Source organism: Xanthocytophaga flava, from assembly GCF_030068545.1.
GTDB classification, from domain to species: Bacteria; Bacteroidota; Bacteroidia; order Cytophagales; family 172606-1; genus Xanthocytophaga; species Xanthocytophaga flava.
The window spans coordinates 519679-545891 of sequence record NZ_JASJOR010000002.1; the positions used below are offsets into that span (position 1 = coordinate 519679).

15 protein-coding genes are annotated in these 26213 nt (G+C 39.4%); 5 read left to right on the top strand and 10 right to left on the bottom strand.

Translation table 11 applies throughout. The features are described 5' to 3' along the window. The first annotated feature begins 372 nt into the window (after nucleotides 1–372). Nucleotides 373–1890 carry a malate:quinone oxidoreductase gene (locus tag QNI15_RS04900; RefSeq protein ID WP_313986582.1) on the top strand — a complete coding sequence of 506 codons (1518 nt, stop codon included), beginning with the start codon at nucleotides 373–375 and terminating at the stop codon, nucleotides 1888–1890. Nucleotides 1891–2350: 460 nt separating this feature from the next. Here QNI15_RS04900 and QNI15_RS04905 read toward each other — a convergent pair whose 3' ends face one another. Further along, nucleotides 2351–3958 carry a transferase gene (locus QNI15_RS04905; protein WP_314030800.1) on the bottom strand — a complete coding sequence of 536 codons (1608 nt, stop codon included), beginning with the start codon at nucleotides 3956–3958 and terminating at the stop codon, nucleotides 2351–2353. A gap of 511 nt (nucleotides 3959–4469) precedes the next feature. Between QNI15_RS04905 and QNI15_RS04910 the strand changes: the two genes are divergently transcribed. Further along, complete coding sequence (locus QNI15_RS04910; protein WP_314030801.1) at nucleotides 4470–5900, top strand: alpha-L-fucosidase; 1431 nt, start codon at nucleotides 4470–4472, stop codon at nucleotides 5898–5900. Between the two features lie 115 nt (nucleotides 5901–6015). Next, nucleotides 6016–6435, top strand: coding sequence for a secondary thiamine-phosphate synthase enzyme YjbQ (locus QNI15_RS04915; protein ID WP_314030803.1), 420 nt, complete (start codon nucleotides 6016–6018; stop codon nucleotides 6433–6435). 135 nt (nucleotides 6436–6570) lie between these two features. On the opposite strand, the gene QNI15_RS04920 is transcribed toward QNI15_RS04915, so the two are convergent. The 9 genes from QNI15_RS04920 to QNI15_RS04960 all read right to left on the bottom strand — a co-directional run bounded on the left by QNI15_RS04920 (nucleotide 6571) and on the right by QNI15_RS04960 (nucleotide 22514). After that, nucleotides 6571–7008, bottom strand: a complete 438-nt coding sequence (locus QNI15_RS04920) for a hypothetical protein (protein WP_314030805.1) — start codon at nucleotides 7006–7008, stop codon at nucleotides 6571–6573. Then, nucleotides 7005–11129 (bottom strand): DUF6443 domain-containing protein, encoded by a 4125-nt coding sequence (locus QNI15_RS04925; RefSeq protein WP_314030807.1) that lies wholly within the window; start codon nucleotides 11127–11129, stop codon nucleotides 7005–7007. Before QNI15_RS04925 ends, QNI15_RS04920 begins: the two co-directional genes overlap by 4 nt. A 92-nt stretch (nucleotides 11130–11221) precedes the next feature. After that, nucleotides 11222–14548, bottom strand: a complete 3327-nt coding sequence (locus QNI15_RS04930) for a hypothetical protein (protein WP_314030809.1) — start codon at nucleotides 14546–14548, stop codon at nucleotides 11222–11224. Between the two features lie 39 nt (nucleotides 14549–14587). Continuing rightward, complete coding sequence (locus tag QNI15_RS04935) at nucleotides 14588–16270, bottom strand: leucine-rich repeat domain-containing protein (RefSeq protein ID WP_314030811.1); 1683 nt, start codon at nucleotides 16268–16270, stop codon at nucleotides 14588–14590. A 39-nt stretch (nucleotides 16271–16309) separates the two neighbouring features. Beyond that, complete coding sequence (locus QNI15_RS04940; protein ID WP_314030813.1) at nucleotides 16310–17509, bottom strand: DUF4097 family beta strand repeat-containing protein; 1200 nt, start codon at nucleotides 17507–17509, stop codon at nucleotides 16310–16312. Between the two features lie 104 nt (nucleotides 17510–17613). Next, entirely contained in the window at nucleotides 17614–19602 is a 1989-nt protein-coding gene (locus QNI15_RS04945) for a LamG domain-containing protein (protein ID WP_314030815.1), read from the bottom strand. 1098 nt (nucleotides 19603–20700) lie between these two features. Continuing rightward, nucleotides 20701–21309 (bottom strand): hypothetical protein, encoded by a 609-nt coding sequence (locus tag QNI15_RS04950; protein ID WP_314030817.1) that lies wholly within the window; start codon nucleotides 21307–21309, stop codon nucleotides 20701–20703. Between the two features lies 1 nt (nucleotide 21310). Continuing rightward, complete coding sequence (locus QNI15_RS04955; RefSeq protein WP_314030819.1) at nucleotides 21311–21748, bottom strand: hypothetical protein; 438 nt, start codon at nucleotides 21746–21748, stop codon at nucleotides 21311–21313. Between the two features lie 106 nt (nucleotides 21749–21854). After that, nucleotides 21855–22514, bottom strand: coding sequence for a hypothetical protein (locus QNI15_RS04960; protein WP_314030821.1), 660 nt, complete (start codon nucleotides 22512–22514; stop codon nucleotides 21855–21857). A 494-nt stretch (nucleotides 22515–23008) separates the two neighbouring features. Between QNI15_RS04960 and QNI15_RS04965 the strand changes: the two genes are divergently transcribed. Continuing rightward, nucleotides 23009–24160: a helix-turn-helix transcriptional regulator gene (locus QNI15_RS04965; RefSeq protein ID WP_314030823.1), complete on the top strand. Its 1152-nt coding sequence runs from the start codon at nucleotides 23009–23011 to the stop codon at nucleotides 24158–24160. 71 nt (nucleotides 24161–24231) lie between these two features. Further along, nucleotides 24232–26124, top strand: coding sequence for a serine hydrolase domain-containing protein (locus QNI15_RS04970; protein WP_314030824.1), 1893 nt, complete (start codon nucleotides 24232–24234; stop codon nucleotides 26122–26124). Nucleotides 26125–26213: the final 89 nt, after the last annotated feature.

Genomic DNA, 26213 nt, shown 5'->3' on the forward strand with positions numbered 1-26213 from the left:
CACGTTACTACTGGCAGGCCCACTTTGTACTTTTTTGATGTAAGTATGTATGCAGATTAAGCATAAAATAGGCGGAGATAATAACAAAACATTTATAGGCTTAAAAAGGAACCATTCTTAGTAAAGAATACTTATCTTTCTGGTGGTTACCTAATAAGTCCAGACATAACTAAGCTATGATATAAATGATTTCTATTTGTTTGATACAACCTTCTGTCTATTAGATTAATCCTAGTGAGGCGAAATAGGATATCAGAAATAATCAAATAGGATAATTTATTTATTACAACGGAATAATACAATAAAAAACAATTTATAGTTCTTATTTTTGCTACGTTATCAAGGACCATACATTTTCTACGTAATGAGGTTATGAAAAAGAGTCGTTCTTCAGAAAAATCACCTGACGTTGTATTGATCGGCGCCGGGATTATGAGTGCCACACTAGGCGTATTGCTTAAAGAGTTACAACCTAATTTAACTATTGAGATATTTGAGAGGTTGGATGTGGCGGCGGCAGAAAGTTCCGATGCATGGAACAATGCAGGGACAGGACATTCTGCGTTTTGCGAATTAAATTATACACCAGAACTTCCGGATGGGTCTGTTGAGATCATAAAAGCAATTAAGATTGCTGAGTCTTTTGAAGTATCCAAGCAGTTCTGGGCCTATCTGGTTGAAAAAAACTTTCTTCGTTCTGCACCTGAATTTATACGCACTATCCCACATATGAGCTTTGTATGGGGCCAGGATAACGTTAATTACCTCAAAAAACGCTACGACGCACTACAAACCAATCACCTGTTTAAGGGAATGGAATATACTGAAGATCCTCAGCTAATCGAGGAATGGATTCCATTAGCCATGGAAGGTCGTGACCGCTCACAAAAAGTGGCAGCTACCCGGATGGAGATTGGTACAGATGTAAACTTCGGAGCTCTGACACGTTGTATGTTTGAGCAGCTACAAAAGATGGATGGGGTGAACATGCACTTCAACCATGATGTAAAAGACCTGGATCGTGATAGTGATGGAAGTTGGAAAGTGAAGGTAAAAGATCTGGGTACTGGTCAGAAGAGAACGTTAAAGACTAAGTTTGTATTCATTGGTGCAGGAGGTGGTACATTACATCTTCTGGAAAAATCAGATATTCCGGAAGGAAAAGGATTCGGAGGTTTCCCTGTGAGTGGACAATGGCTTAAATGTACCAATCCGGAGATTATTAAGAAACATCATGCCAAAGTATATGGCAAAGCAGCTGTAGGTTCACCTCCTATGTCTGTACCTCACCTGGATACCCGTATGATTGATGGCAAACAGGCGTTGTTGTTTGGACCCTATGCAGGTTTCTCAACCAAGTTCCTGAAAAACGGTTCATACTTTGATCTGCCACGTTCTATCCGGATCAATAACATCCGTCCAATGCTGGCTGCCGGAATTCATAATATTCCTCTTACCAAGTATTTGATTGATCAGGTACGTCAGTCGCCGGAAGATCGTCTGGAAGCGCTGAAAGAATACTTCCCTGAAGCCAAAATGGAAGACTGGGAACTGGAAATTGCCGGACAACGTGTACAGGTAATTAAGAAAGATGAAAAGAAAGGTGGCGTACTGGAATTCGGAACCGAAATGGTAAGTGCCGCTGACGGAAGTCTTGCAGCACTGCTTGGTGCCTCTCCAGGAGCCTCTACTACAGTATCTATCATGCTTACGATGCTTCAGCGTTGTTTCAAACAACAGATCATGAGCGAAGAATGGCAGACTAAGCTGAAACAAATGATTCCATCCTATGGCCTTTCATTGGCAAAAGATGAAGAACTTGCTGAAAGTATTCGGGCTCAAACCAGTGAAGTACTGGATTTGAATAATCCTGAAACTGTGATTAGCTAAATAAGATATATAGAATATATTTCAATTAAATCAGAGCCTGCGCTTTTTCAAAAAGTGTAGGCTCTGGTGTTTATAGAGTACCTCTTGTTTTATTCTATCAGATTCCTCTCTTCCAGAAAGTAGCATCTCCTTTTTTTATCCTTCTGAAGGAATTATTTATTTTCTTTCTATCTTACTGAAAGGTCTATTACCTTTTTCCTCATGAAAGTCTTTCTCTTTTTCTTATTTATTTTATTGTCCTTCTGAAAGAATCTTGTGACAAATAGAGTCATGCTTGGGTTTTGAGAAAAGAATTATTTCCAAATCCATAGACCGCCGGTCTTGCCACGAGTTCCTTCCAGGAGGACAGGGAGGGAAAACAAAAAGAGGGTGCTCCTTCCAGGAGGACAAAAAGGGAAGAATCCTTTTCAGAAAAATGACGAAAAATTAGAGTTCATTTCAGGAAAAAAGAAAGCCATATTTACAAAATCCGTTTCTCAGCCAGAAACAACATATGGGTAACCGGAAAATCCAAAGGTTTTAACCCATCAGTAGTTTTGCAGAATAGTTCTGCCTTTCCTGTAAATCTGTTTTTCACAATCCAATCATTTTGGTAAGCATGAGATTGAGGGAGTATGGAAAAGCCTGCTTTACTCATTTCCTTTTCCCAGTCAGCATAAGTCCAGAAACAAAACTTCTCATGCATTTCACTTTGCCAGTTGTCAGTATAGTCTTTCTTAAGCAAAAACTCCATAGCATTACGGAGAGACAACTGCAGATTGCTTTTATGTTCTTCAGTCGACAAAAGTTCATAGTGTAAGGCTTCATTTTCCTTATGACGGAAGTCTCTGGCAAAACGCAGGAACCGGGCATAGGTAGACAAGCCCTGCAGATAAGCGGATAACTCATCCCGGTTTGTAATTTCTTTCTCCCAGTCATCGTTCCGTCCATCTTCTTTGGTAAGGACAAGAACCACTTCCTCATCCGGATTGTCGGGGCCTACTACATCCCGATTGATCCAGATACCGCCAGTAGCCAGTTCTTCGTAACGGTTTCGGATAAACGTAAGCAGATCTTCTCTGCTGCCATAGGATTCGATTTCATGTGTAAGTGATGACGTATTAATAGTATGCATGGAGTTCTTCTCATAGACCAATCCTGTAACAGCGTTTTTCTGGGCAAAAAACACGAACGGGTTGCCAAACTCTCCATTGTGCTTTCGTTGCTGACAAATATCAAACAGATGACGTGCCACTTCAATACCATAAAAATCGGATTCATGCAGCAGGTCCTGTTGGCAAGCCAGTCGTATCCATGAACCTACCGCACACCCTATATCCCCAATTCGGCCAGGCCGGATATAGGGTGCAGTCTCTTTGAACTTCAATTCTGCAATGTCATCCATCTGCCGTACATAGCTGTTATAGTCACGAGTGGTGGTAATATCGCCATCATCACTGATGATCCGATCCCGAAACAACATCTGCACCTTCTCCCCCAGCCTATATTTTTTCCAAAGTGAATACGATGCCGGATGCATGTGCTCCAATACATACCGATCTGTCAGCCACGCATCCCCAGCCTTTGCAATATACTCTACCAGATCCCACGGCAGCCCTGTTACAAACTGTTGGGTTTTACGATCTAACAACTCAGCAGGCAGTACCCGAAAACCAAGTTTCTCATACATATTCATCACAGGTGTTGAACATACTACCACTGTATTCTGTGGCGTGAAATCAAACATCCCATCGCTTTCATGCCGGATCCGTTTGATGGTATAATCTGCAAAGTTTTCCAATACGCCTACTTCATCTATTCCATACATATAGGCAGGCACAGGTAAATCATCTGAAAAATCTTCCAGTTGCAATACCCGCAAATGAAAAGGCAATGGATTGCGTCGGGTGTGGCTGTGATTGGCAGAGGTTACCGCAAAGATAATGGCATCAATAGGTCCAAAGCTATTTCCCAGAAGCTGCCCATTGGCATCCGTTTCCTGAGACAGTCCTGCCTGAATAATTCTATATAGATAATTAAACTGAAAGTTGGTGAGTAATTGGTGACGGCCTGGAAAAAGCAAATACATAGCAGACAGAGGGGTTGAGTAAATGAATCTGTGGAAATATTACTAGCTATTGATGGAAAAAACAATCGTTTTGAGGAAAAGGTGGGTGATAGAGTATCCCAGAGTCTTGCTGGCAATAAATATTTTATATGCTTTTCAACTAAGTTGTTTCAAATTTCTGCTCTTGACTCTTCCACAGGCTTCTTCATTTTTTGCTTGTCCAAAAAACGAAGCAAAAAAGGACACTTTTCTCCGATCCTCCTGCCCACAGGCCAAAGGCCAACCTCGCGGAGAAAAGATTCCCTACGCACCTACACTGCCTTCCACTATTGAAGTAAACACTACTCTCTTTGTACCATAACTCTGCAAAAAGGCTGATGTATTGAAGACCATATTACTAAACATGCCACATTACTGTCAAATACAGATTACTGAATTTCTTTCATTATTCTTCATACTCCAATATAATTCAATCTTCTATTGAAAAAAGAGTATTTTAGCCACTGACATTCCATAATAACCAGTCAAAGTCATGAAAAAATTGCTTCTCTTCCTTTTTATCCTTCTTTATGTGGTTCCTTTTTCCAGTCAGGCGCAAAAGAAGAGCAAAACTGCACAAGCTACTTCTACCGGAAAGTACCAGGCTAACTGGGCTTCGATAGACAGTCGGCCTATCCCTACCTGGTTTGAAGATGCCAAGTTTGGGATTTTTATTCACTGGGGATTGTTCTCAGTTCCATCATGGGGACCCACTCCGAAAGATGGAGCCAGCATTTATGACTGTTATTCCGAATGGTACTGGTACCGGCTTACTGACCCTAACTCGAAAGTGAATCCATTGTTTGTAAAGTACCACACCAGTACCTATGGCAAAGATTTCCGGTATCAGGACTTTGTAAAAGACTTCAAAGCTGAATTTTTCAAACCTGATGACTGGGCCAGTGTGATTCAGGATGCAGGAGCCAAGTATGTGGTGCTTACCTCCAAACACCATGAAGGTTTTACCCTATGGCCTAGTGCGCAGGCATGGAACTGGAATGCAGTGGATGTAGGCCCTCACCGTGATCTGGCAGGAGATCTGATCAAATCCGTAAAAAGCAAAGGACTACGAATGGGTTATTATTACTCATTGTATGAATGGTTTAATCCTCTGTATAAAGCAGATGTAAATCGTTATGTAGACGAACATATGCTTCCTCAGTTAAAAGATCTGGTAACCCGTTATAGTCCGGATATTGTATGGACCGATGGGGAATGGGACCATCCCAGTGAAACCTGGAAAAGCACAGAGTTTCTGGCATGGTTATACAATGAATCACCTGTAAAAAACGATGTGGTGGTTAATGATCGCTGGGGCAAGGAAACCCGAAGCAAACATGGGGGCATTTATACAACGGAATATGATCTGGTACATGAGAAGGCACAAACAGAAGGCTCTCTACCTCGTTACTGGGAAGAATGCCGGGGGATTGGGAGTTCGTTTGGCTATAACCGCAACGAAAACCTGGAAGACTATTCATCAGCGGAACAACTGGTGCATATACTGATCGACAAGGTAGCTCGTGGTGGGAATCTGTTGCTGAACATTGGCCCTACTGCAGATGGACGTATTCCGGTAATTATGCAACAACGACTCAAGGAAATGGGCCAGTGGCTCAAGGTGAATGGAGAGGCTATCTATGGAACCCGTATGTGGAAGGCTGCACCTGTAAAAAAGATCCCGGATGTGTTCTTTACAGCAAAAGGCAAGGATGTGTATGTGATTTGCACCAAATGGCCTGAAAACGGTATCGAACTGGAAGGGGTTGCGCTGCCTTCTAAGATTACGATGTTGGGATACACAGGTCCGGTAAAGGCAGCTTTCCAGAATAATAAACTGATGCTTACCCCTCCGGTTGTCTCTCCGGCAACGGTTCCCTGTGACTATGCCTGGACATTTAAATTGGAAAATGCAGTAAAATAGTCAAAGCTTTGTATAGGAATTATTTTTTATCTTTTAGAGATGGTCTACCATATTTATAAACCTTTTTAGACCACCTCTAAAAGTTTGTGAATACATTAATCCAGAAAACAGCGTTATGCATTGGTTCCAGAAAACGATAAAACTCCCTGTATACAAAAGAGGCTTTCATTTGATTACCAATATAGTAGTTCGCGAACTTCCCGAAATACAGCAGATTCGTACAGGATTGTTGCATGTATTTATCCAGCATACTTCTGCCAGCCTGACCATTAACGAAAACGCTGACTCTACTGTACGATCAGACTTTGAATCACACTTTAACCGTGCCGTTCCTGAAGATGCTCCCTACCAGCATGACTATGAAGGCCCAGACGATATGCCAGCTCATATCAAGGCGTCTATGCTAGGTAGTTCGGTGTCAATCCCTATTACAGATGGGCGGCTAAATCTGGGAACATGGCAGGGGATTTATTTATGTGAGCATAGAGATGAGGCAACTCCACGGAGATTGGTGCTTACTGCGTATGGGGTATAGAATTTAAGAAATAAAATTCTCCTATTATATTATAATTGGAAAGGACATTCAAAATAGTAACTCTTTATTTTATATCTACTTCATTTATACTAAATACTTTAAACAGAATGGCCATCCAATAGGATGGCCATTCTGTTATCTTTGCCTTGATAAAATATAGATCTTTCTACTATCAATAGAATTTAATTCTAATACCTCTATGCTACCTTCATTATATAACTTACAGAAAAATTCTGTCTCATTAAAATAGTCATAATCATATTCAAAGGAAAGTTTTATCTTATTATTTAATAACAAATTAAATGTAAATCTGATTTGTTGCTTTGATGGTTTAATTATCCTTCCAGTACCATTTCTAGCAAATTCTATCAAAGGACATATATTGCATTTAGAAATAATACCATCTCTTTCCTCACTTGTGATATGCCATGAACCTAACAAAATAGCATCTGTTTCAAACCCATTTGTTGAAGAAATTTTTTCTTCAACTTGATTATCACTATGCTGTAAACTATTACAAGAAACATAAGTCATAGTTACACATACAAGCATTCTTATTGTTATTCCTTTCATTCCTGTTCTTTATGAGTTGGATTTGGAGCTCTTAAAGGACTTTGCCCTTTTTGCCCTTCTTTCTTAACTTCTTTCCTAACTTTATTTTCATTATCTATAGCATTCCCTGTATCTGTGCCTACTGTATAAGGAATAGCGTGTCCAACCAATTCATGTGCTAATATATCTGCTGGTTTATCTTCTAACTGTTTCCCATTTGTATCTTTGATACCCTTATATTCATTACTAGAAATATAGACTAAAACATTATCTCCCTTACCACCTCTGAGCATGTAAGTTATACCACCTCCTGAAGTAGCATCAAGATCATCTTTCGCTGCACCACCACCTGCTTTCAGTCTACTTCCCCCCTTACCATTCGACTCTTTAGAAGGTTCAGTAATTTTGCTCCCAATTCTAATTTCAATAGTTTGATTATCATTTATAGCAGCAACTAATTTATCTGCATAATATTTTGAATACTTCTTGTTGTCACCTGTAGCCTTTACTTGATATAACTTCCCAGACTTATCAAAATCAAAAGTTCCTAATGCTTTTGAATTAATCATCTTTAAGACTGCAACTCTATCCTTTGCATTAGGTACCACAATATCTCGTCCATCGAGATCAATAAATTTAAGCGGATTATTAGCTACATAAACATAAGGTGAGAGCATTGGGTATTTTTCTACTAGTGGATCAATCACATGCCAGCTACCGAGTTGTGCATCATACATCCTAGCTCCATAATCCATCCAGTTCAAACCAAACTCTTCCTGCTTCTCTTTGCCATTGTATTGGAATTTATGATTAGGATTACCCTGCACTTCAATCCCTGCCAGATTCAATCCCCATGGATCATAATGATTCTCCTGAACAATAATAGGTGGCTCCTGCGTTAGAGTTAAATCATCAAAATAAGCAGAAACTCTGGCAGAAGCATTCACAACACTTACTTCTACAATCTGTTCTTCCTTAGGTTGATACACTAGCTCCAGTTTTTCCCAACTACCAATAGCAGACTTACTTAGCTTCTGTGTTTGTAAAGATAACACTTTTCCTGAACTGTCTTTGGCAATCACTTGCAGATACGCTTCTGGCAGTTCTGTCTGTTTTTTACCAAACTTTAAGGGCAGTGCTAATCCTGCTTTTAAGGCCAGCTTTTTGTGTACTTTGCCATCAGCTACCGTTGGTTCTTGCCCAATGATCGGAACGGGTATCCAGTTGATGCGTCGGGTTTGTTTTTCTTCTACATATCCATACACACTGGCTCTGAGCGTTTCTCCTGCCTGTAGTTTTATGGTTTTCCCAGGTCCGGTTTTGGCTAGCAGTCTGGCTGCATAACGTCCACTGTGAGCCGGTCCTGCCACACGACTCAGACTTACTTTCTGGAAAGCGGCTTCTTCTTCCACTGCCATAGCAGGCTCCATTGTCAAACGAGCTGACGATGTCTGGCTTCGTTGCTGGCGATAGGCTACCCGCAAGTTACCCAGATGATCTTTATAATGATACTCATAGGCCAGTTGCCCACTCTGAGGATCTGTAATCACCCGTCCTTCTTCATGGGAAATAAAGCTCAACGCATTCGATGTTCCTTTTGCCGGATCAGTTTCAAATACATTCTCTCCATCATAATCAGTCAGAGCAGACTGTTGGGTAGTCACATTCAAGGCTTTCTTTCTCCACTTACGACCTGTCGCGTCATAGGTATAACTGATCTGAAAGCTGGTATTTGTCCCATTAATTACCTTGCTTCCTGTCACGGTTTCTACCAGTCCCAGGTAATTATAAGTGATTGAAGTAATGCCTTTGTTCTGATCTTTGATCAGACTGCCTTCCGCATCATAATCATAATCATCATTGGTGTTAGTACCATTGCGAAAATCCCCACTGTCTACATTGGTACTGACCCCATCTCCTACCTTTGCCAGTCTGTTTCCATTATTCAGATACGAGTAACCTAACTGGTCAATGGTACCAAAAGCCGTTGGATTGGTCAATGTCCCTGCGGTCATCCCGTTACGGGTTAAGTTCATGATATTGCCATTCTTGTCATAGACCATTCCTGACAGCGAATAATTCTCTCCTGAAAACCTGCCTCCGGAATAGGTAGCGGTCAGTAACCGGTTAGCAGCATCATAACTATAATCATAGACCCGGTTAGGACTTGTGCGTACATTGTGCGAAATCCAGCTCTGTTTGCTGATATTACCATTGAAGTTGACCCCATCCTCCTGATAGTTAAGTTTCATACCAAACAGATCATTTTCAGATGTATTGAGTGCGCCTGCATTCACGGAAGTAAGCCAGGAGCGAATATTATAGGTATAATCAATCTTTTGCAACGCATCAGTAGTTGCATAAACAGGAGCCATAGGAATAGCTGTATACACAGTGCCTCCTCCTGCAATGACAAACCCATTTTTAAAAGTAATCTTGCCTGCCTGATCAGTCACTGTACCCGTAACAGTCGTATTACGCACAATCTGAGAGGTAGACTGACTGGCTTCAATCGTGTTATAAGTTCCGGGCTGAATATTTTTCTTTACTAATCTGCCAATTTCATCGTACTCATAGGTTGCCAGGGTAAGTCCTTGAGGAGCAGTGCTTCCCTGTCCAATGGCATGATTGGTCTGAATCTTACGCCCCAGATCATCATAGCTGTATTCGGTCACTACGGTATAGGAAGGTTTGCCATCACTGTACTGACTCACTACTTTTTTACTGGTTACTTCACCGGCAAAGCTTAGTGTCAGATCAGTACGAGTCTGCCCACCAAAGGGATTTTGAGAATAAGATTGTATCGGGCGATTTTTATCATCATAATAAGTTACTGTGGTCAGCATTTGATTACCAAACTCTGCTTGTTCCAACAAACGAGCCATCGAGCCGGTAGCCAGACCACGGGCTGGTTGTTGTGTCAGGCTGTTAAAGGAAGCAAAAGCCATTGAGGAAGGAACACTCCAATTGTAATCATCATAGTAATTGACCAGATTCACCTGTGCATCTGTCACAGAGGGAAAGGCATTATTGGTATAGCCAAACACAGCACCTGTACGAGATTCAAACTGAACGCTAGCCGCATCTGCCTGACCTTGCAAAGTAGACCGATCATCCCCATTAGCCAGTTCACCGGAAAGTACCACTCGTCCAAACACATCATATTTGGTAAAAGTCCATTTGCCAGCTGCAGCCTGACGAGCTGTCCGGGTCAGGATAGGTTGATCAATTTTATTGTAAACTATCTGTGTCCAACCACCACCTGGAACCAATTTTTCAATGATACGTCCATGGGCGTCATAGTGATAGGAAAATAAAAGCTCCCTATCTCCAACCTCACTCACAGAGATAGAAGTTGCAGCATTTTCGATTCGTGCAGCATATAATTTAGGAGGAATAACCAAAACCAATTGATCCAGATCATTATAGATGTAATTGGTAACCATCCAGGTTGGAGCAGAGATTGCACCACCGTCTTGTACTTTCTTTATCAATACCTTACCTGTTTTATCCTTATATTCAATAACCAAATGTTGATTCTCATCGGTGGTCTGAGTTTTAAACAATTCACCCGCACTATAATATCCGGTAGTATTCCACTCCCCTGAAGTAGTAGAAGAAGCTGTCCAAATAGGAACGTTATCATTAGCATCTGATATCAGATATTTTGTATTTACTGGTCGGCTTGCAGTACGCCAAGCGTCTCCTGCTCCATACTGACTAAACACTCTATTGAGAGGTGACGCTTCATAGACAGATTGGGTATACGGTGTCTGGTCTCCATAAAAACTAATTGCTTGTGCGGGCTGGCTTGTAACCAATGCCCCTGTTGCTGTCGAAACCGGAGTAGGTAGATAAGAACGGTCAACTCGACCAAAGGCATCATAGGTAATAGTAGTGACCACATCTTTTTTAGAAGTTGACTGACCCGGTCTGGGTAGTGCACCCTGATATCGCACGGATTGAACAGGTCTACCCAGTCCATCTACATAATCAACAGTCGTGACAGCTTGTGTACCATTGGCATCTCGATACAAACTGGATTGAACATAATTCTGGTTTGTGCTGGGAGTTTGGGCAGCTAACGGTAGGCATATACCCGCCAGCAGCCATCTCAGACAGCTTTGTAAAGTAAATTGCATATAGATATAATCGAATAGCTTTTGAAAAACGGATTAAGAATAGAAGTATACTAATTCAGTGTACTTCCAAACAATTTGTACTTGTCAAATAATCATTGTTTATAATGATACTGATGGGATTTAAGCAGATTGCTATCCTTGTCCTTTACAGCTTTCAAGCGTTGTAATGCATCATATTCATAATAAGTAGTAATCCCATTGGCATCTGTCGCAGAGGTCATCCCCACCAAGGGATCATATGTATACGCAGAGAATAAAGCTACTCCATTTGTGAAGGTAAGTTTCTGTTGTAATTGCTGATTGAACGATTTCCATCGATCTTTTTTAATGGTTGTATCAAATCCTTTTAGGGAATTCAGAAAGGTATCCAGATCAGCTAATCCATTGCTATAACCCAATGCGGTTAATACTTCTCCCACAGCATTATTTAAAGTTGCAACATCAAGATTATCAGCTTTTATGATAGGAAGCGTTTGGTTATATCCCCAAAGAAAAACTTGCTTTGGAGCATCTTGCTTCTCGTATACTACTATATTTCCATGATTATCGTAGGCAAAATTGTCTTTCGGGGAGTAATTACTATTTATTTGTAGAACATTCTGAGAGTTCATACTAGCCGGAAGAAAACTACTCAGGAGAATAGGAGTAGTTATATCCAGACGTTTCAACTGTCTGAGTTCAGTATATTCATCATAAACAAATACGCTACCAGCGGTTACTCTTGCATTACTACCATCTAATTTTTGTTTGATGGTATACTGTTCTACAGGAGTATGCAAATGAAATATTCTGGAAGAGCCACCTAATGCATTGGGCTGTGAAGTGTTTAGGGTATAATCTTGCAGATAGGTGTTTTTTGTAATTATTAACTCATTATTTATCTCACTCCTTTGCTCTTCAAGTTGTAGATTGTTACTATTATAAGCGAATGTTTGTTTGGTTACAAGAAACTTGTTCAAATCTCCATCTATGTAATCATATGCAAAGGTTGATGATGGATACACCCAATGTGTTTTTGTATTATAATATGCAAATTGAAGAGTACCACCAATACCATTCAACATTGAACTATATGAAGCCTTGATACCTATTGTGGAATATGCCTGAGTACCATTGTTCTGCACATGTATAGGAGCATATTTATACTCTTTTCGCTGAAGCAGATTATACTTAATCACATTTTGAGGCTTATATTCGTAATGCTGTTCTTCTACGAGCATACCTCGCAGCCAGTCCATACTACAGGCTGCCGGGAATGGAAATGTGTTACTTGTTTCATCAGGGTATTCCTTAGCACTGGTATATTTGTAGATACTTTTTCCATTTATTCCATTTACTCCATACTTTACCAATACTTCCTGATATCCTACATGACTACCCTGTGTGGTTCCTAATGGCAGATTGGTAGAAGATGTCCGTACACGATAAAGACAATTTTTTACATTAGAATCAGTAACTGCTCCTGTATTAGTAACGGTATAGTTATATTCGTATATAGGTAAACTTACAAGTACTCCACTGGAAACAGCGGCATTTTCATTCACAACATAATAATATTCCTTGATAATATCTTTACTATGATCAATCCCGTCGTAATCAACTGTTTTCTTGATCCGTAATCCTCCTACCATTTTATTATGTACAGATTCGGGTTCTGGTTCTCTCCAGCTTAAAGCAGCGATATGCTCAATCTCTGGATTCTCATCGGTATAATAAAGATCAGCAGTAAGTTTATATACTCCTTTCGGCAAAAACAGTGTTGGGGTTTGGGCTGTAATTGAATATTCTTGTAAAGTACCCTGATGAATTGCTTTGATAATTGCACAACTTAAACTTTCATCTACAACACAGGGTGTGTATAAGAAAGTATTAACATTTACTCCTTTATCATATATTATTTCAAAAGTAGACTCATAGTGTCGAATCATTCCAGTATTGCCATCTAAAGATTCGGTTACCACTGCTCCCCTATCTATAAGTTTACCTATTACTCGCGGATCATCCACATAATGATTTTCATACTCGAAAGTGGTATATCCCTTTGTCGGATAAGTTATTTTTTTCAAAATACCTGCTTGTGTTGCAACGGCGTTGGGCTCCCGATCAGCACCAGGCAATTGCTGAGACAGGTATTCACTTTTAGGGACTAATGTATTATTATTAGCATTATTAAAATATCCCCAATGATCCTGATTGAATGTAAATCTGCCAGGTAGCGAATTTCCAGAAGAATATTCAAAAGTATGAGACTTCCTCAGACTCTTATCACAGCTAAATTCCACCAGTGAGTCTAACCGTAATCGTTTATATAGATAAGAGTCTTGCTGAGTAGCCAGACTATATAGATAATAGCTATTATATAGTTTATACTTTTTTATACATGTATTCTCTTTAGTATAAATCTGTATATATTCCAAAGCTTTGTCTCCACCATAAACGACACCATTACTATTTTTATCTATAGGAATGTCCTCTCTATAAGCCTCATATGGCGTAAAATCAACCCGACCTGCATCAAATGATATAGATTTTAAGCGCCATCCTCTGTATTGGCTATAAGAGTTACACTTACTATCATATGTTTGGCAGTTACCAGTGCCATCAACGAAATGATAGTCTGTTACCGAATTCATTGTATAAAAATTGTAGGCAGTTGCCTCATAATCAAGTTTAATATAATCTTTTCCTGATGCAGAGATAACTTCAGATAAATACCAGCACGTACCCACTTCAGCCCCTGTCGTTCCGGAAACAGATTCGTTACAAACAGACGTAGATGTAGTTGTTTCTACATAACCACTAAATCTATATTCATTGCCTTGTTGATCTATTATGTTAATTGGACTTAATGGACCACTAGTAAACGAAATCGATATAGGCTGGACAGACATTGTATGCCATTTCCCATCCTGTCCATAAAAAAACTTCCCACTCAAACTTCCAAAGTTATAATTGAAAATATCAGGCTCAGTATCAATTTTTCCATCAGCCATATCCTTCATGAACTGGATTTTCTGTTCGGAAGACATGAGATTATCCTGGAATCTTTTTATATTTTCCAGCTGATTCATATATCCATCTACCCCTTCATCCGCTTTGCCTCGCACAGTTCTGGAAATAGCTCCCCCTGCATTAAGAGACCAAGAAATTCCTATCCAGGAAGATACTTCTTCTGTTTTTATACCGCCAGCGTGATAATTTAGTGAGATAGGTAGCGTCAATTTTCCACTCTTTACTTCATAAATAGGAATGTTGATATTAGGTATTCCCGTGTATAAACCAACAGGCACATCACCATATTTTCCAAGTGACATTGCATTTGGAGAAGGCGGAATAACTTGTGGGGCCTGTGAAAAAGCCACCTGATAGACTTGTGAAAAAAAACTTACTAAAACTGAAATAATTAAAGTAGCTCTCATGGAATTAGAATTTACCTTTTTTATAGTTTGTATAGTTTGTTACTTATTCCCCCATCCTCTGGTGACCCATTCTGGGACCAAAGTTTTGGACATATTCAAGCGAAGCTTGCTCAGCTCTGTCTGAGACAAAAGAGAAGTGTCCAACCGAAAACTTTCCAACTGCTTTAACTCTCCCAAGCCATCAGGCAGCTTTTCTAAGGGATTACCTTCTAGCCCAATGCTTTTCAGATTGGTTAGTTTGCCTACACTTTCCGGTAAAGAGGTGAGTTGGTTTTTATCCAGATGCAATCCCTGCAACTGGCTCAACCCTCCCAAACTTTCGGGCAAAGAAGAAAGGCCATTCTGATTCAGATTCAACTGCTTGAGCTTACTCAACTCACCCAGACTTTCAGGTAAGGCACTCAGCTTGTTTTGTGACAACTGCAAACTTTCCAGGCTTTTCAACTTGCCTAACTCTGGCAACTGAGTCAGTTTATTGCCTGTCAGATTCAGGGATGTAAGCTTGTCCAAATTACCCATTTCTTTGGGTAAGGATTCCAGTCCATTGCCGGATGCGGAAAAGCGAGTCAACTCTTTCAGATTACCCAGTGAGGAAGGTAGTCCCTTCAAGGCATTGCTGCCTACATCGAGTGATACCAGCTTGTTTAAATTTCCCAGACTTTCTGGCAGAGAAGAAAGCTGATTACCATGCAGATTCAATTGCTGAAGACTTTTCAGCTTGCCTACACTTTCAGGCAGAGACGTTAGTTTGGTTTGCATCGCTGTCAGCTCCTTGAGATTACCCAGCTTACCGATTTGCTCGGGCAGTTTCTCCATTGGATTCAGACTCAGTGTCAACTGTTGCAAACTGCTCAGATCGCCAATCTCTGAAGGCAGAGTAGAAAGCTGATTGTTAGTCAGATTCAGCGATTGCAGACTTTTTAGTTCAGAGATAGAGGAAGGCACCGATTGCAGATAGCCATTGCTCAGATTCAATTCTTTCAAATTGGAAAACGAACCAATCGAAGCAGGCACTTCTTTCAATCCACTCAGTTCCAGACGCATCACCTGGGAAGGATTTTTCAATGCTTCTTCGATAGAGGTATACACAGGTAGTTTAGCCAGTTCTTCTTTGCGAAGGGGAATATTGCCTAAGGCATTGCCTCTGAGTTCCAGTTGCGAGACATGGGAGAACTTCTCAAGCGGAGCTCCCAGACTTTTGAGCTGGTTGTTAGCCACTTTCAATACCTGTAGTTTAGGCAAAGCCACCAGTGAATCAGGCAAAAGGGTGAGTTGATTGGACTCGACATTGAGCACTTGCAAAGATTTAAGTTTGCCCACAGAAGCAGGCAGACTATTAAGTTGATTGCCTGACAAATGCAGCTCTTCGAGTTGATTGAGATTTCCAATCGAAGCAGGCAATTGAGTCAGTTTGCTGTTTTTGATCTGAAGTACTTTCAGATTAGTAAGTTTGCCAACGGAAGATGGCAGTGAATCAATCTGAGACAATACGAGCACTTTCACCTTTTGGGGATGATGAAGGGCTTGTTTCAGATCGGTATAGACTCCTTCCTGTATAGAAAGGCTATCCGTGAGTGTTTTTTCAGTCTGTGGTTGATCCGCAACCTGACTTTTAGTAATCGTTTGTTTTGGTGACTGCTTTGACTGGGCAGTAATGATCTGTGGATTTACACAGAGCAGGCTTGTGCCAAGCAATCCCAGGGATAGAATGCGTTGAAACATATAGAGAGTAGATTTAGAGTACAATGAGTAGTGAACAGACTATTTTGCTTTTTGCAGATAGACTTCACTGTCAGCCGCATATAGACTCAAGCGGTTTCCTCCTCCATGCAACTGTTGTTCACCCTGCACCAACCGCAGTTTTTGTCCGTTATGAGTCAGCTGTTTTTCCTTCCCAAAAGAACGGAGTGAAAAATCACTGTGCACTTTTTGAGCTAAAGGTTCGGTTGGGGAAACAATCTGTCTGACAGCAGGATCACTAGTTGTAGTCACAGTAGCCATCTGTGTTTCGGTTTGTGTTTCTGAAGCGGTCTGGTCCAGTTGAATATCTAGTGGAAAACCTACAGGAAACCCCAGATTCAGTCGTCCTTTTTGTGCTGAAAAACTGAAGTATTGCCCTTTTACCTGTTTGTCTCCCTTCCAGGCAAAGTTCAGTGTTCCTTCATAGACACTACCCATCACATCTCCTTCCGCTACCTGCAACTGCAACTGACCACTACCTAGTTGAGCATTTACGGGCTGAGTGGGAGAGTCCACAGAAAAAGAACCTACAGCAGCATCTCCACTGATCTGTCCACGACACTGTTGTAGTGCAACAGATCCGGATAAAGCTGACAGATTACCATTAAAATGCGAGTTAGTACACACCACTGAACCTGCTTGACTGCTTAGTGATATAGAACCCTCACTGTCCTGCAAGGAGATTGTTCCATTACCTAAATCAAGGGATAGCTCTGCCTGCACTTTTTCAATTTTTAGTTCTCCCTGACGCATCCAACCTTTCACACTGGCATTGGCAGGCAAAAAGATCTGAATCTGCACTAAGTCGGCAGTGGAAGAGATACTCTGCTGTTTATCTTGCAGGTCTACCAACAGTCGTTTACCTGTATTAGCCTCAGAGGCACTTTGAATCTGAGCCTGATAGGATTTGCCTTTTCCTTTTACCTTTACTTCGATCTGGCTGCCTGTACTACGCTCAATCGAAACCTGAGCAGGCAGATGAATATCAAGTTGCAAAGGCTGCAAAACAAAGCGTTCCTGCAGATTTAGTGTATGAATAGTTGTATCCACATCTGAAGACACAGCAGATAAGCTGCTTCCACTCAAAGAATTACCAGCTGTAATGGAACGAGTCGTAGTAGAGCGACCTGTCGGCACCTGATCCTTTTTTAATGTAGCTTGTGCCTGAAGATGCCAGACAGACAAACAAGCAATGCATGTGAGTATAGAAAATGATTTCATCGAAATAAGCAAGAGTAAACAACGGAAGGATATATTTCCTACCGAATGAGAAAAAGAAAGTAACTGGATTTATTGCAACTATTATTGAGGTTGTTTTGCAACTATTATTGTTGCTGCACTATATCATCGGCTACAGTAGCCATATTGATCTGAGAGCCAGCCGGAGCCAGATTGGTAATCTTTACCTGTTTTCTGAAAATATTGCCGCCTTCACTAGTATCTGAACCTGATCCTGTTTTAGTAATATCCACGGTTCCATTAAAAGTTGCCCCACTAAGCTGAATGTGTGGTGTACGTACCTCCAATGCTCCAACAAATGTGGTTTTCTTACCAATCAATAAATTACCAGTATAGGTTTCTGTTGCTCCAGAAGATAGATTTAATATAGTTTTGGCAGTAGTCTGAAACTGGCTGTTTACCAGCATCAGGTTTCCTTTGCGAAAACCATCTGATCCTACTTTCAGTGAAGCCGTTTCTGTAAATATGCAGCGGATGGGTGTAGCTACATCGCCAAAGCGAATATCTACTGGTGAAATTCCGGAATTGGAAGTACTCACATTATTCACAACAACAGGCCCTTCCATCTGAACAATCCGTGTTCCTGTTCCTGACCCATTGCCATTGCTTCCTATATAAATCGAATTTCCATACGTTGCCGCACCAATATTTTTTAAGTTCAGCGTGAGCCCTTTTTTAAATGTAGTCTTCCCTGATAATCCGGTAGAAATCCAGATCCCACCTGATGCACTATGGTTGACAATCACATTTCCATTAAAAGTAGCCGTAGCTCCACCAATGGTGAAATAATCCCATGAATTCTGATTAAAAGTGCAGTTCCCTCCTACTGACAAAGAACCATAGGCAATACCAAAATTAATCCGGTAGGCATTATTAGTGACAACCAGGTCTTTCTCAAAAATATCGCTTTCATTTGAGGCCGTATTAATCCATCCGGCACTTCCATAGGAATTATGATTGAGAATGGTAGTGTTTCCCTTAAACACATTTCCACCCCACCAGCCAGAAGCTCCAGTCCCATCATGTATCAGTGTAATATCCCCACTGATCCCGTTGACTGTATCCCGGATAACTGTAGCCCGATACAATTGACTAAACAAATACGATCGCAGTGTGCCTCCATTGCTGATAATGTTTACACTGCGAATCTGCAGATCCCGCAATGTATTTAATGTATAGGTACCAATATCGAACTTAGCCCCTGTATTCAGTGTCAGATTTTTTACGGTTGTAGTGGTAGCCAGTTTAGGACAGGTAGTACAGGAATTGACTACTACATCATCATAGGTAGAAGGCACACCATTGGGAGTCCAGTTAGCAGCTGTATTCCAGTCTGTACCGACAGATCCATTCCAGGTGTAAGCCGCAGGAGTACTCGGATAAGCATATAAATTAAAAATATCTGCTTCAGTTAATGCTCTTTCATACAACCGTACCTCATCTATTTTACCTCGTATGGCATTGGCCGTTGTAGTGCTTCCTACAAAAAATCCACTCCAGGCAACAGGTGCCGTCATAGCCTTACTCGCTACCAGATTGCTATTTTTGTACAACTTTCCGGTTCCAGCCGAATAAGTAAACACAAAGTGCTGCCATTGATTTAAGGCTAATGTTCCTGCTGCTATGTTTGTAGGTGTCCCCATTCGGGTAGCTACATCGGTACCTACCCACAAACCTCCTGTGGCATCCGAATGAAACAGAAATGCGTTCCATCCATTGATAGCTCCTGCCAGGGTCATATTGGTTCCGTAGGAAGTAGGATTCACCCAAAAAGAAACAGTAAAACCAGTAGTAGTGGGATTCCAGTTCCAGCCGCCCGAAGCGGCAGCCCACCCCTGACTGGAGACCCACTCCAGAGAAGAATTTACTTTGCCTGCACCTGAAGCAGGGGTAGTTCCGGTTATGGTACCCGGATAAGTACCCGTCTGATCTATAATCGGGCTATTTACTGGATTGTCATCCATATTCCAGTAAACTTTTAAACCTGTGGTAATATTCTGGGCATTTACGTTCACAAAAAATCCCAGGCTAACAACAAAGCAAATACAAAAACGATAAAAGTACACGTAGTTCATTTTACTATATATAATAGAGTTAACATTAAACACACATATTACTAAAAACGATAAAAAAAATAACCATCATTACTGTACACTCCCCTATCCAGTAAGATATTCCCTATCCAATTATATCTTTAATAACCAAATAAGCCCTATCATAAACATTCATCATGAAAAATATTTATAAATACAAATCATACAAAAATACATTTAAATAATACAATACAAGAAATACTAATAATTAGAATATAAGAATTGAATAGAACAGGCGATGAAAACAATAGAGAAAAGAGCTAGTCAGATTACCAACACAGGAATAACCATATACTGGACATTGACAGAACAAGTGATAGGTAAGAACACCAGTTAATCAGGATAACTCAATCTCTTATTCAACGTCAAACCCATTCCTGCAGAATAGGCTAAGAAGAAATCTTACATAGGTGGAGCTTATTGATTTTTTACAGGGATAAATGAGATATACCAGCATTTATCAGTCATTTCTTTCATAAGAAAGAAATAAAATTCAGTAGTGATAAAACCGTTTTTATGGATGTATTTGAGTTATTGGTTTAGGAGAGACAAATTTACAGCAGCTATTCTACACTAAAAATATATTTTCCCTACAATGTAATATTTGTACTAAACTTATCTAGTGCTAAAAAAGAGAAGGATATTAATTCTAAAATGAAACAATAGTAAACATCTTTTCTTTTACAGCTGATATTTTTTTCAACAGGAAATTATCACAGTAAAAGAGCAACTTTATCACAAAACAATAAAAATCTCATTGATAGGCAGTTAGCCAAACAAAGTAAGGAACACAAACTAATAGGCTAATTACTGTGAAACAGAAAATAAATTTTTCAACACTGTAATATAACTGCTCAAAAGATGTTGGAGTATGTAGATCCTCTACTTTCAAAGGTATTAACCAAGATAGTCATCTTACATGGAGTATGTTGTATAAATAACTATCAACGGTTACCTCTCAGGGATAGTCTATACTTTCCACTAAAGTGAAACATTACTAATCAGAACCTAGCTGGCTTTTGATATTTTTCCATTGTACTGAGACTGATCATTTTAGCTCTATATCTGATTTAAAATCTGTTATTCTCTACTGCGGTAGGGAATTTTAAGGAAAGAATCGAGTTTATCCAAATGCGAAATCTTTGTTAATAAAGCTTTATCTGTACTTACTATGTCGAGTGTGAGATGTCCTGTTAATTTAAGAATCAACGGCAATTTAGTATGTGAAATATCTAACGTCTTGTATGATATCTTGGATAATAAATCGTATGGATACGTTATCAATTCACGAGCAAAGTTTACTACATCTTCTTTATTGAAAACTAAACATCCAATAAATGAAATTGGAATATCATTTTGCTTAAAAAGATTCTGCAGTTGTGGCATTCGCTTATTCTCCGTGTTAAACCAAGGGAGATCTTTATCATCATGATTGATTACCCAAGGCAATCCCTGATCAAACTCGGATACAATTTCTTTGAAAGCATTCTCCAGGCGGTTGACACTATTTACAACAATCTGTTCCGATACTTGATATAGTTTCTGGTCTTTTATGTCTGCCTGTTGCAAGGACACTCCATACCAAATGACATTTCTATCAAAAGTATCATCTTCGTCATTAAAATAAGCAATATAGTTTGTCCTATTATAGGGAAGCAGTTGACTGATGTTTTTCTCGAACTTAATCATTTTAGTTTTCCACACTTTGAGGCTTTTTTCTCAACTCAAACTTCCCAATTATTTCTGGTATTTTATTATTTGCGAGTCTACCTTTTTGCACAATCAACTCTATGTGATCATTGGGTATATCTTCAAAATTTGCCATAATACAATCTCTGGCACAACTTCGAAAGTTAGGTCCATCAGTTGTGCCAATTGTCCAGTTAGAAGGATACTCTTCAATGTCTTTGCTATCACAAATAATGATGAGCTGATAATATGGATTATAAGCTATTTTGCCTGCTTTATTATATTTCCAGCAACGCTCTATCCAAGCTTCTTTCACTGTAATAGAAAGGGTGTCATTTATTTTATAGGGATTTTGAGGAATAATGTATTCCGCTCTAAATACTTTTTTATCCCATGCGTCATCCAACCTATCACTCATCTGTGGAAAATCACTATACAAAGAGGAACAAGAAACAAAACAGCAAAACAACAATGTACTCCAGATACTTTTATTCATTCTATTTTTGATGATTTGTTAGGTTCCCGGTATCGATTATAACAATAGTTCAACATCTATAAGCTAATTTGATTATTATTTTTCCTTTCTCCCGCCATCTGATCCATCCGGTTATATCTTTTTTAGGTGGAGTCTCTCCACTATAACAATCTTTGCTGGTTTTTACCTTTATCCAATCTCCTGTAACTTCCAATGGTATATATGTGTACTGGTCATATTTTTCAATAACTTTTCCTATATCAGAAGGGGTTATTCGTAGTGGAGATAAGGAGGAGGGAATCGGATAAGTAGACAGTAAATACTGCTCAAGCGTTTTAAACTCCAGAAGCTTTTCATATTTATTTCTATCGATATAGGCTTCCTGATAGTTAACACTTATTACATACACATCTTTTTTGACTTGCTTGCATTTAAAAATTAATAATCCATATTCAGGTTCCAACACTTCAACTTTTAACCTTTCTCTATACTTAAAATCTTCTTCAATGAGGTCAAATGATACAGAGTCAAAATAGATCCTCCCTTCCTTCATCAAACAGAGCGACTCACCTTTGGTGTTTTTAATGGAGAATGTTAGCTTATTAGTGTAGATCTTCGAAATCTTTAGATATAAAAAACCTGATTGTGTTCCTCTATCGGTACTGGAAAAATCATCGGAGTTGTGACAAAAAAATATACAAAATAGAACAAGCAGGATGTGTTGCATCATAAGGAATGATTATTAACTAATTTTTATACAAAACTAACTAATTCAGCTATCAATACTCATCTGGTAGATTCAAATTTGATTAACCATAACAAACTCATTAGAAGTCTGTTTCACAAATTCATTCTGAAGCATATCTATTTGAATATAGTCTCTTGTGGTTGTATTTACATGCAGTCAGAACACCTGAGCAAAACGGCTAGCTGAGTTAACAATACTATTACTATATCTACGGTAGATATATGATATTTTTTCTGTTTCATCACTAAACAAAATCTAATCAGTGGAAGTACATTAAACTGATCCAGGAGTTGAAGTATAGTTGTATATTCGAAATGTGTACCAGTTTTTTGCACTGACTGGCACCACTTATATCAATAGAAAATATACCTGTCAGTCTACAAATATTGCTGGTGATTGTACTCTGACTATGGATTTATCAATACCTTTTCATCCATTGGTTAGCCGCTTCTTTATTTGTATTAATTACATAGGTTATGCTTAATCTTTCACTCTTAAGTCTTATCATACTTTTAGGTTCTATACAGGGTAGTATTCTAACCTTGGTATTATTTCTATCCAAAGAGAACGGTCCAGTCAGACAGAAGTACCTGGCATGGTTTACATTGATATTAGCCTATAATAGTATTCAGGTATTTTTATATACTACAGAATCTCCTGTGGTCATTTATTGCCCTAATACTTTTTTTCCTGTCTTTCATATCTTTTGTCTGGGACCTTTGTTGTTATTATATATTGTCAGCAATACAATAGGAGTTAGCAACTTACCTTATTCTGTATGGAAATACTTCATTCCTTCTATCATCAGTTTTCTAATCAATGTTATTCATGCATTATTATTTTTCACCAAAGCGTTCGGACCTTCTACTCCACAAATGCTCTGGCCTGTATTTAGCCGTATTTTACAAACAGAACATATTATCCTTATTCTGACATTTGCCTGGTTCTGGTTTCAATCCTATTCTATTCTGGAAAGATGGAATAAAATAAACCAGCAAGACAAAGAAAACCCAGAGACAACAAATCCAATTATATATATCTGGTTAAAACGATTACTATTTGCCTTGTTAACTTCCTATGGAATCTGGGCAATCACCATCTTTGCTACCATCCTGTTTGACCTTACTGTCAATCTTGCATTTCCATTAGAAATTTCCCTAGCATTGCTGGTATACTGGATTGCCTTTGTTGGAAATCAAAAAATACAGATCCTGCAAATTCAGAAGGAAAAGATCAATTCATCCATACTTGATTTGTTGGAGCCTTCAGAGATAAATACTTTGATCAACAAAATGCAACAGGTTATGGAACAGCAAAAATGTTATCTGGACCCGGAGCTTAACCTAAGTCGCTTTGCTCAGGTTACAGAACTAAATAGCCGATATATCTCTGCCATATGTAATCAGGTCTTAAAGATAGGCTTTGGGGAGTTTGTGAACCAATACAGAATGCGGGAGGCCAAAACCCGTTTATCTGATCCGCAATATCAGCATCTCACCATTGCAGGAATTGCACTGGAATCGGGTTTCAATTCCATTCAAACTTTTCAGCGGGTATTCAAGCAGACTGAAGGGATAACCCCTCGGGAATTTCAAAATAGTCAACCAAAAACTTTACTCAAAACATGATTTGAGTAGATCAATAGAGGTGCGGATGAGATTATTGCAACGATTTCATATTGCTATAATCTCATTAACTCATGCATTCTACCCTTACCTGTTTTCTCAGTTATCTTCTCAAGAGATTATTCTCTCTTGTTTTTCCTTTACTATTACTTTCTTTCTGGGCGAAAGGACAACCTCTGCCGAAACCGTTAACACTGGTCGAGTTGAAAACAATATTGCAGAAAGAAATGGCCCAACAGCACATTGCTGGAATGTCAGTCACTCTGGTAACAAAAGATTCCATTCTCTGGTGTACAGGTCTGGGCTTGGCAGATGTCGAAAGAAAAATGCCAGTTACCAATCTGCATCTGTTTCGAATGGGTTCAACAACCAAGTTATTCACTGCTCTAGGTACACTCACTCTGATTAATGGAGGAAAATTATCGGTCAATACTCCTCTGCACAAAATAGCGCCAGAAGTATCCTTTCAAAATTCATGGGAGGATACTTATCCAATTACCATTCAACACTTGCTCGAACATTCTACAGGATTTAGTGATAAGTCACCCATAGAAGAATTCAATTACGTGGACACAGATGTAAGTGGTCTCCAATCACTACATATTCTTGAGAAATATATGGTATCCAAATGGAAGCCAGGAGAAAGGCATTCATACTCAAATGTAAACTATGCAATTCTGGCATATAGTATTGAAAAGCTATCTGGTCAGTCTTTCAATGAGTATATGAAGCAACATGTCTTTGAGCCACTCAATATGCCAGGAGCAAATATTAGTTTACGTTCAGATAGCACTAGCAACTATGCGAAAGGCTATATCTGGCAAAATGAGAAGTTCAGACAAATTCCATCATTACCTCAATACAATCCCGGAAACGGCTCCTTACATACGAATGCCATCGATCTCTCTCATGCCTTACAGGCTTATTTGAATGATTGGCAGACGCCACAGGGACAATTTCTTTCCAAGACAATTCTTTCTGATAGTGAAACTCCTCACTCCTATCTGTCTGCCCAGACAGGCTTGCAGAACACGTATGCATACGGCAATGATTTATTGGTAGAATTACCCGATGGATTTCAGTTTAGGGGCCATACAGGGATAATTGGACCATTTGAGTCTGCATTTGCTTATAATCGGGAACTGGGTATAGGTTATGCTTATGCAGTTAATTCTCCCTGCAATGCTTTTCCCTTAGATAGTATAATCCGACATTATCTGACTCAACATGTTCCCAAACCTCAACCAGTGTCTCATCCACTGGATAAAGAATCTATAGAACCTTATCTGGGATATTATCGGTTTGATAGTCCCAATGATTTGCGCATGGGATTTCTGGAAAGCCTACAATTTACCTTTGTACTCTCCCAAAAGGGAGAAGAACTAGAGGCCAAACGACTTTTGGGAGGAGGTACATCATGGACATCTGTCAGCGAGAAAATCTTTAGAGATTCTCATACTCTCATCCCCAGAATTGCCTTGGTAAGAAATTCTGAGAATGAACCGGTTGTTATGCAGAGTGGATTGTATTTCAAGAAGATCAATGCTATAGAAGCATGGTTACCTATTATTGTACTAACCCTATGTGTGTGTTTGCTTTTTATCAGTGTCCTCTATGGAATAGTAGTTCTTATCTGGTTTGTTATTCAGCGAATACGCAAACAGTCGCCTTCCTTTATCACTCTACTCCTTCAGATTCTGCCAGCACTAGCAGCAGTCAGCCTGGGAATGGCACTGATTTATTTTTCATCTATCATAAGCTATTTATACGAAGGTATTCCTGTTACACCTGTTGTAACCAAATCGACCATTGCTTTATATACATTTGGTTTGTTTACAGCAACAATGAGTATACTTCTGTTGATCAGGTTTCGTTCTTTAAATACATTTTTAAAAACTTATCTCAGTTTAACCACTTTAGCTGGTAGTTTTGTTCTCATTCTACTTTTAATTCATCACTGGTTCTGATAAACCCCTCAAAAATGATAGTATCCTGTGATGCAGCGTTTATACACCACACCACAGGATACTAAACTTCTGCTCACTAAAATAAGCTA

What these genes read in the sequence shown, in the direction of transcription:
- QNI15_RS04900 (WP_313986582.1), top strand. Translation starts at nt 373, where the DNA reads ATGAAAAAGAGTCGTTCTTCAGAAAAATCACCTGACGTTGTATTGATC.
- QNI15_RS04905 (WP_314030800.1), bottom strand. Translation starts at nt 3,958, where the DNA reads ATGTATTTGCTTTTTCCAGGCCGTCACCAATTACTCACCAACTTTCAG.
- QNI15_RS04910 (WP_314030801.1), top strand. Translation starts at nt 4,470, where the DNA reads ATGAAAAAATTGCTTCTCTTCCTTTTTATCCTTCTTTATGTGGTTCCT.
- QNI15_RS04915 (WP_314030803.1), top strand. Translation starts at nt 6,016, where the DNA reads ATGCATTGGTTCCAGAAAACGATAAAACTCCCTGTATACAAAAGAGGC.
- QNI15_RS04920 (WP_314030805.1), bottom strand. Translation starts at nt 7,008, where the DNA reads ATGAAAGGAATAACAATAAGAATGCTTGTATGTGTAACTATGACTTAT.
- QNI15_RS04925 (WP_314030807.1), bottom strand. Translation starts at nt 11,129, where the DNA reads ATGCAATTTACTTTACAAAGCTGTCTGAGATGGCTGCTGGCGGGTATA.
- QNI15_RS04930 (WP_314030809.1), bottom strand. Translation starts at nt 14,548, where the DNA reads ATGAGAGCTACTTTAATTATTTCAGTTTTAGTAAGTTTTTTTTCACAA.
- QNI15_RS04935 (WP_314030811.1), bottom strand. Translation starts at nt 16,270, where the DNA reads ATGTTTCAACGCATTCTATCCCTGGGATTGCTTGGCACAAGCCTGCTC.
- QNI15_RS04940 (WP_314030813.1), bottom strand. Translation starts at nt 17,509, where the DNA reads ATGAAATCATTTTCTATACTCACATGCATTGCTTGTTTGTCTGTCTGG.
- QNI15_RS04945 (WP_314030815.1), bottom strand. Translation starts at nt 19,602, where the DNA reads ATGAACTACGTGTACTTTTATCGTTTTTGTATTTGCTTTGTTGTTAGC.
- QNI15_RS04950 (WP_314030817.1), bottom strand. Translation starts at nt 21,309, where the DNA reads ATGATTAAGTTCGAGAAAAACATCAGTCAACTGCTTCCCTATAATAGG.
- QNI15_RS04960 (WP_314030821.1), bottom strand. Translation starts at nt 22,514, where the DNA reads ATGATGCAACACATCCTGCTTGTTCTATTTTGTATATTTTTTTGTCAC.
- QNI15_RS04965 (WP_314030823.1), top strand. Translation starts at nt 23,009, where the DNA reads ATGCTTAATCTTTCACTCTTAAGTCTTATCATACTTTTAGGTTCTATA.
- QNI15_RS04970 (WP_314030824.1), top strand. Translation starts at nt 24,232, where the DNA reads ATGCATTCTACCCTTACCTGTTTTCTCAGTTATCTTCTCAAGAGATTA.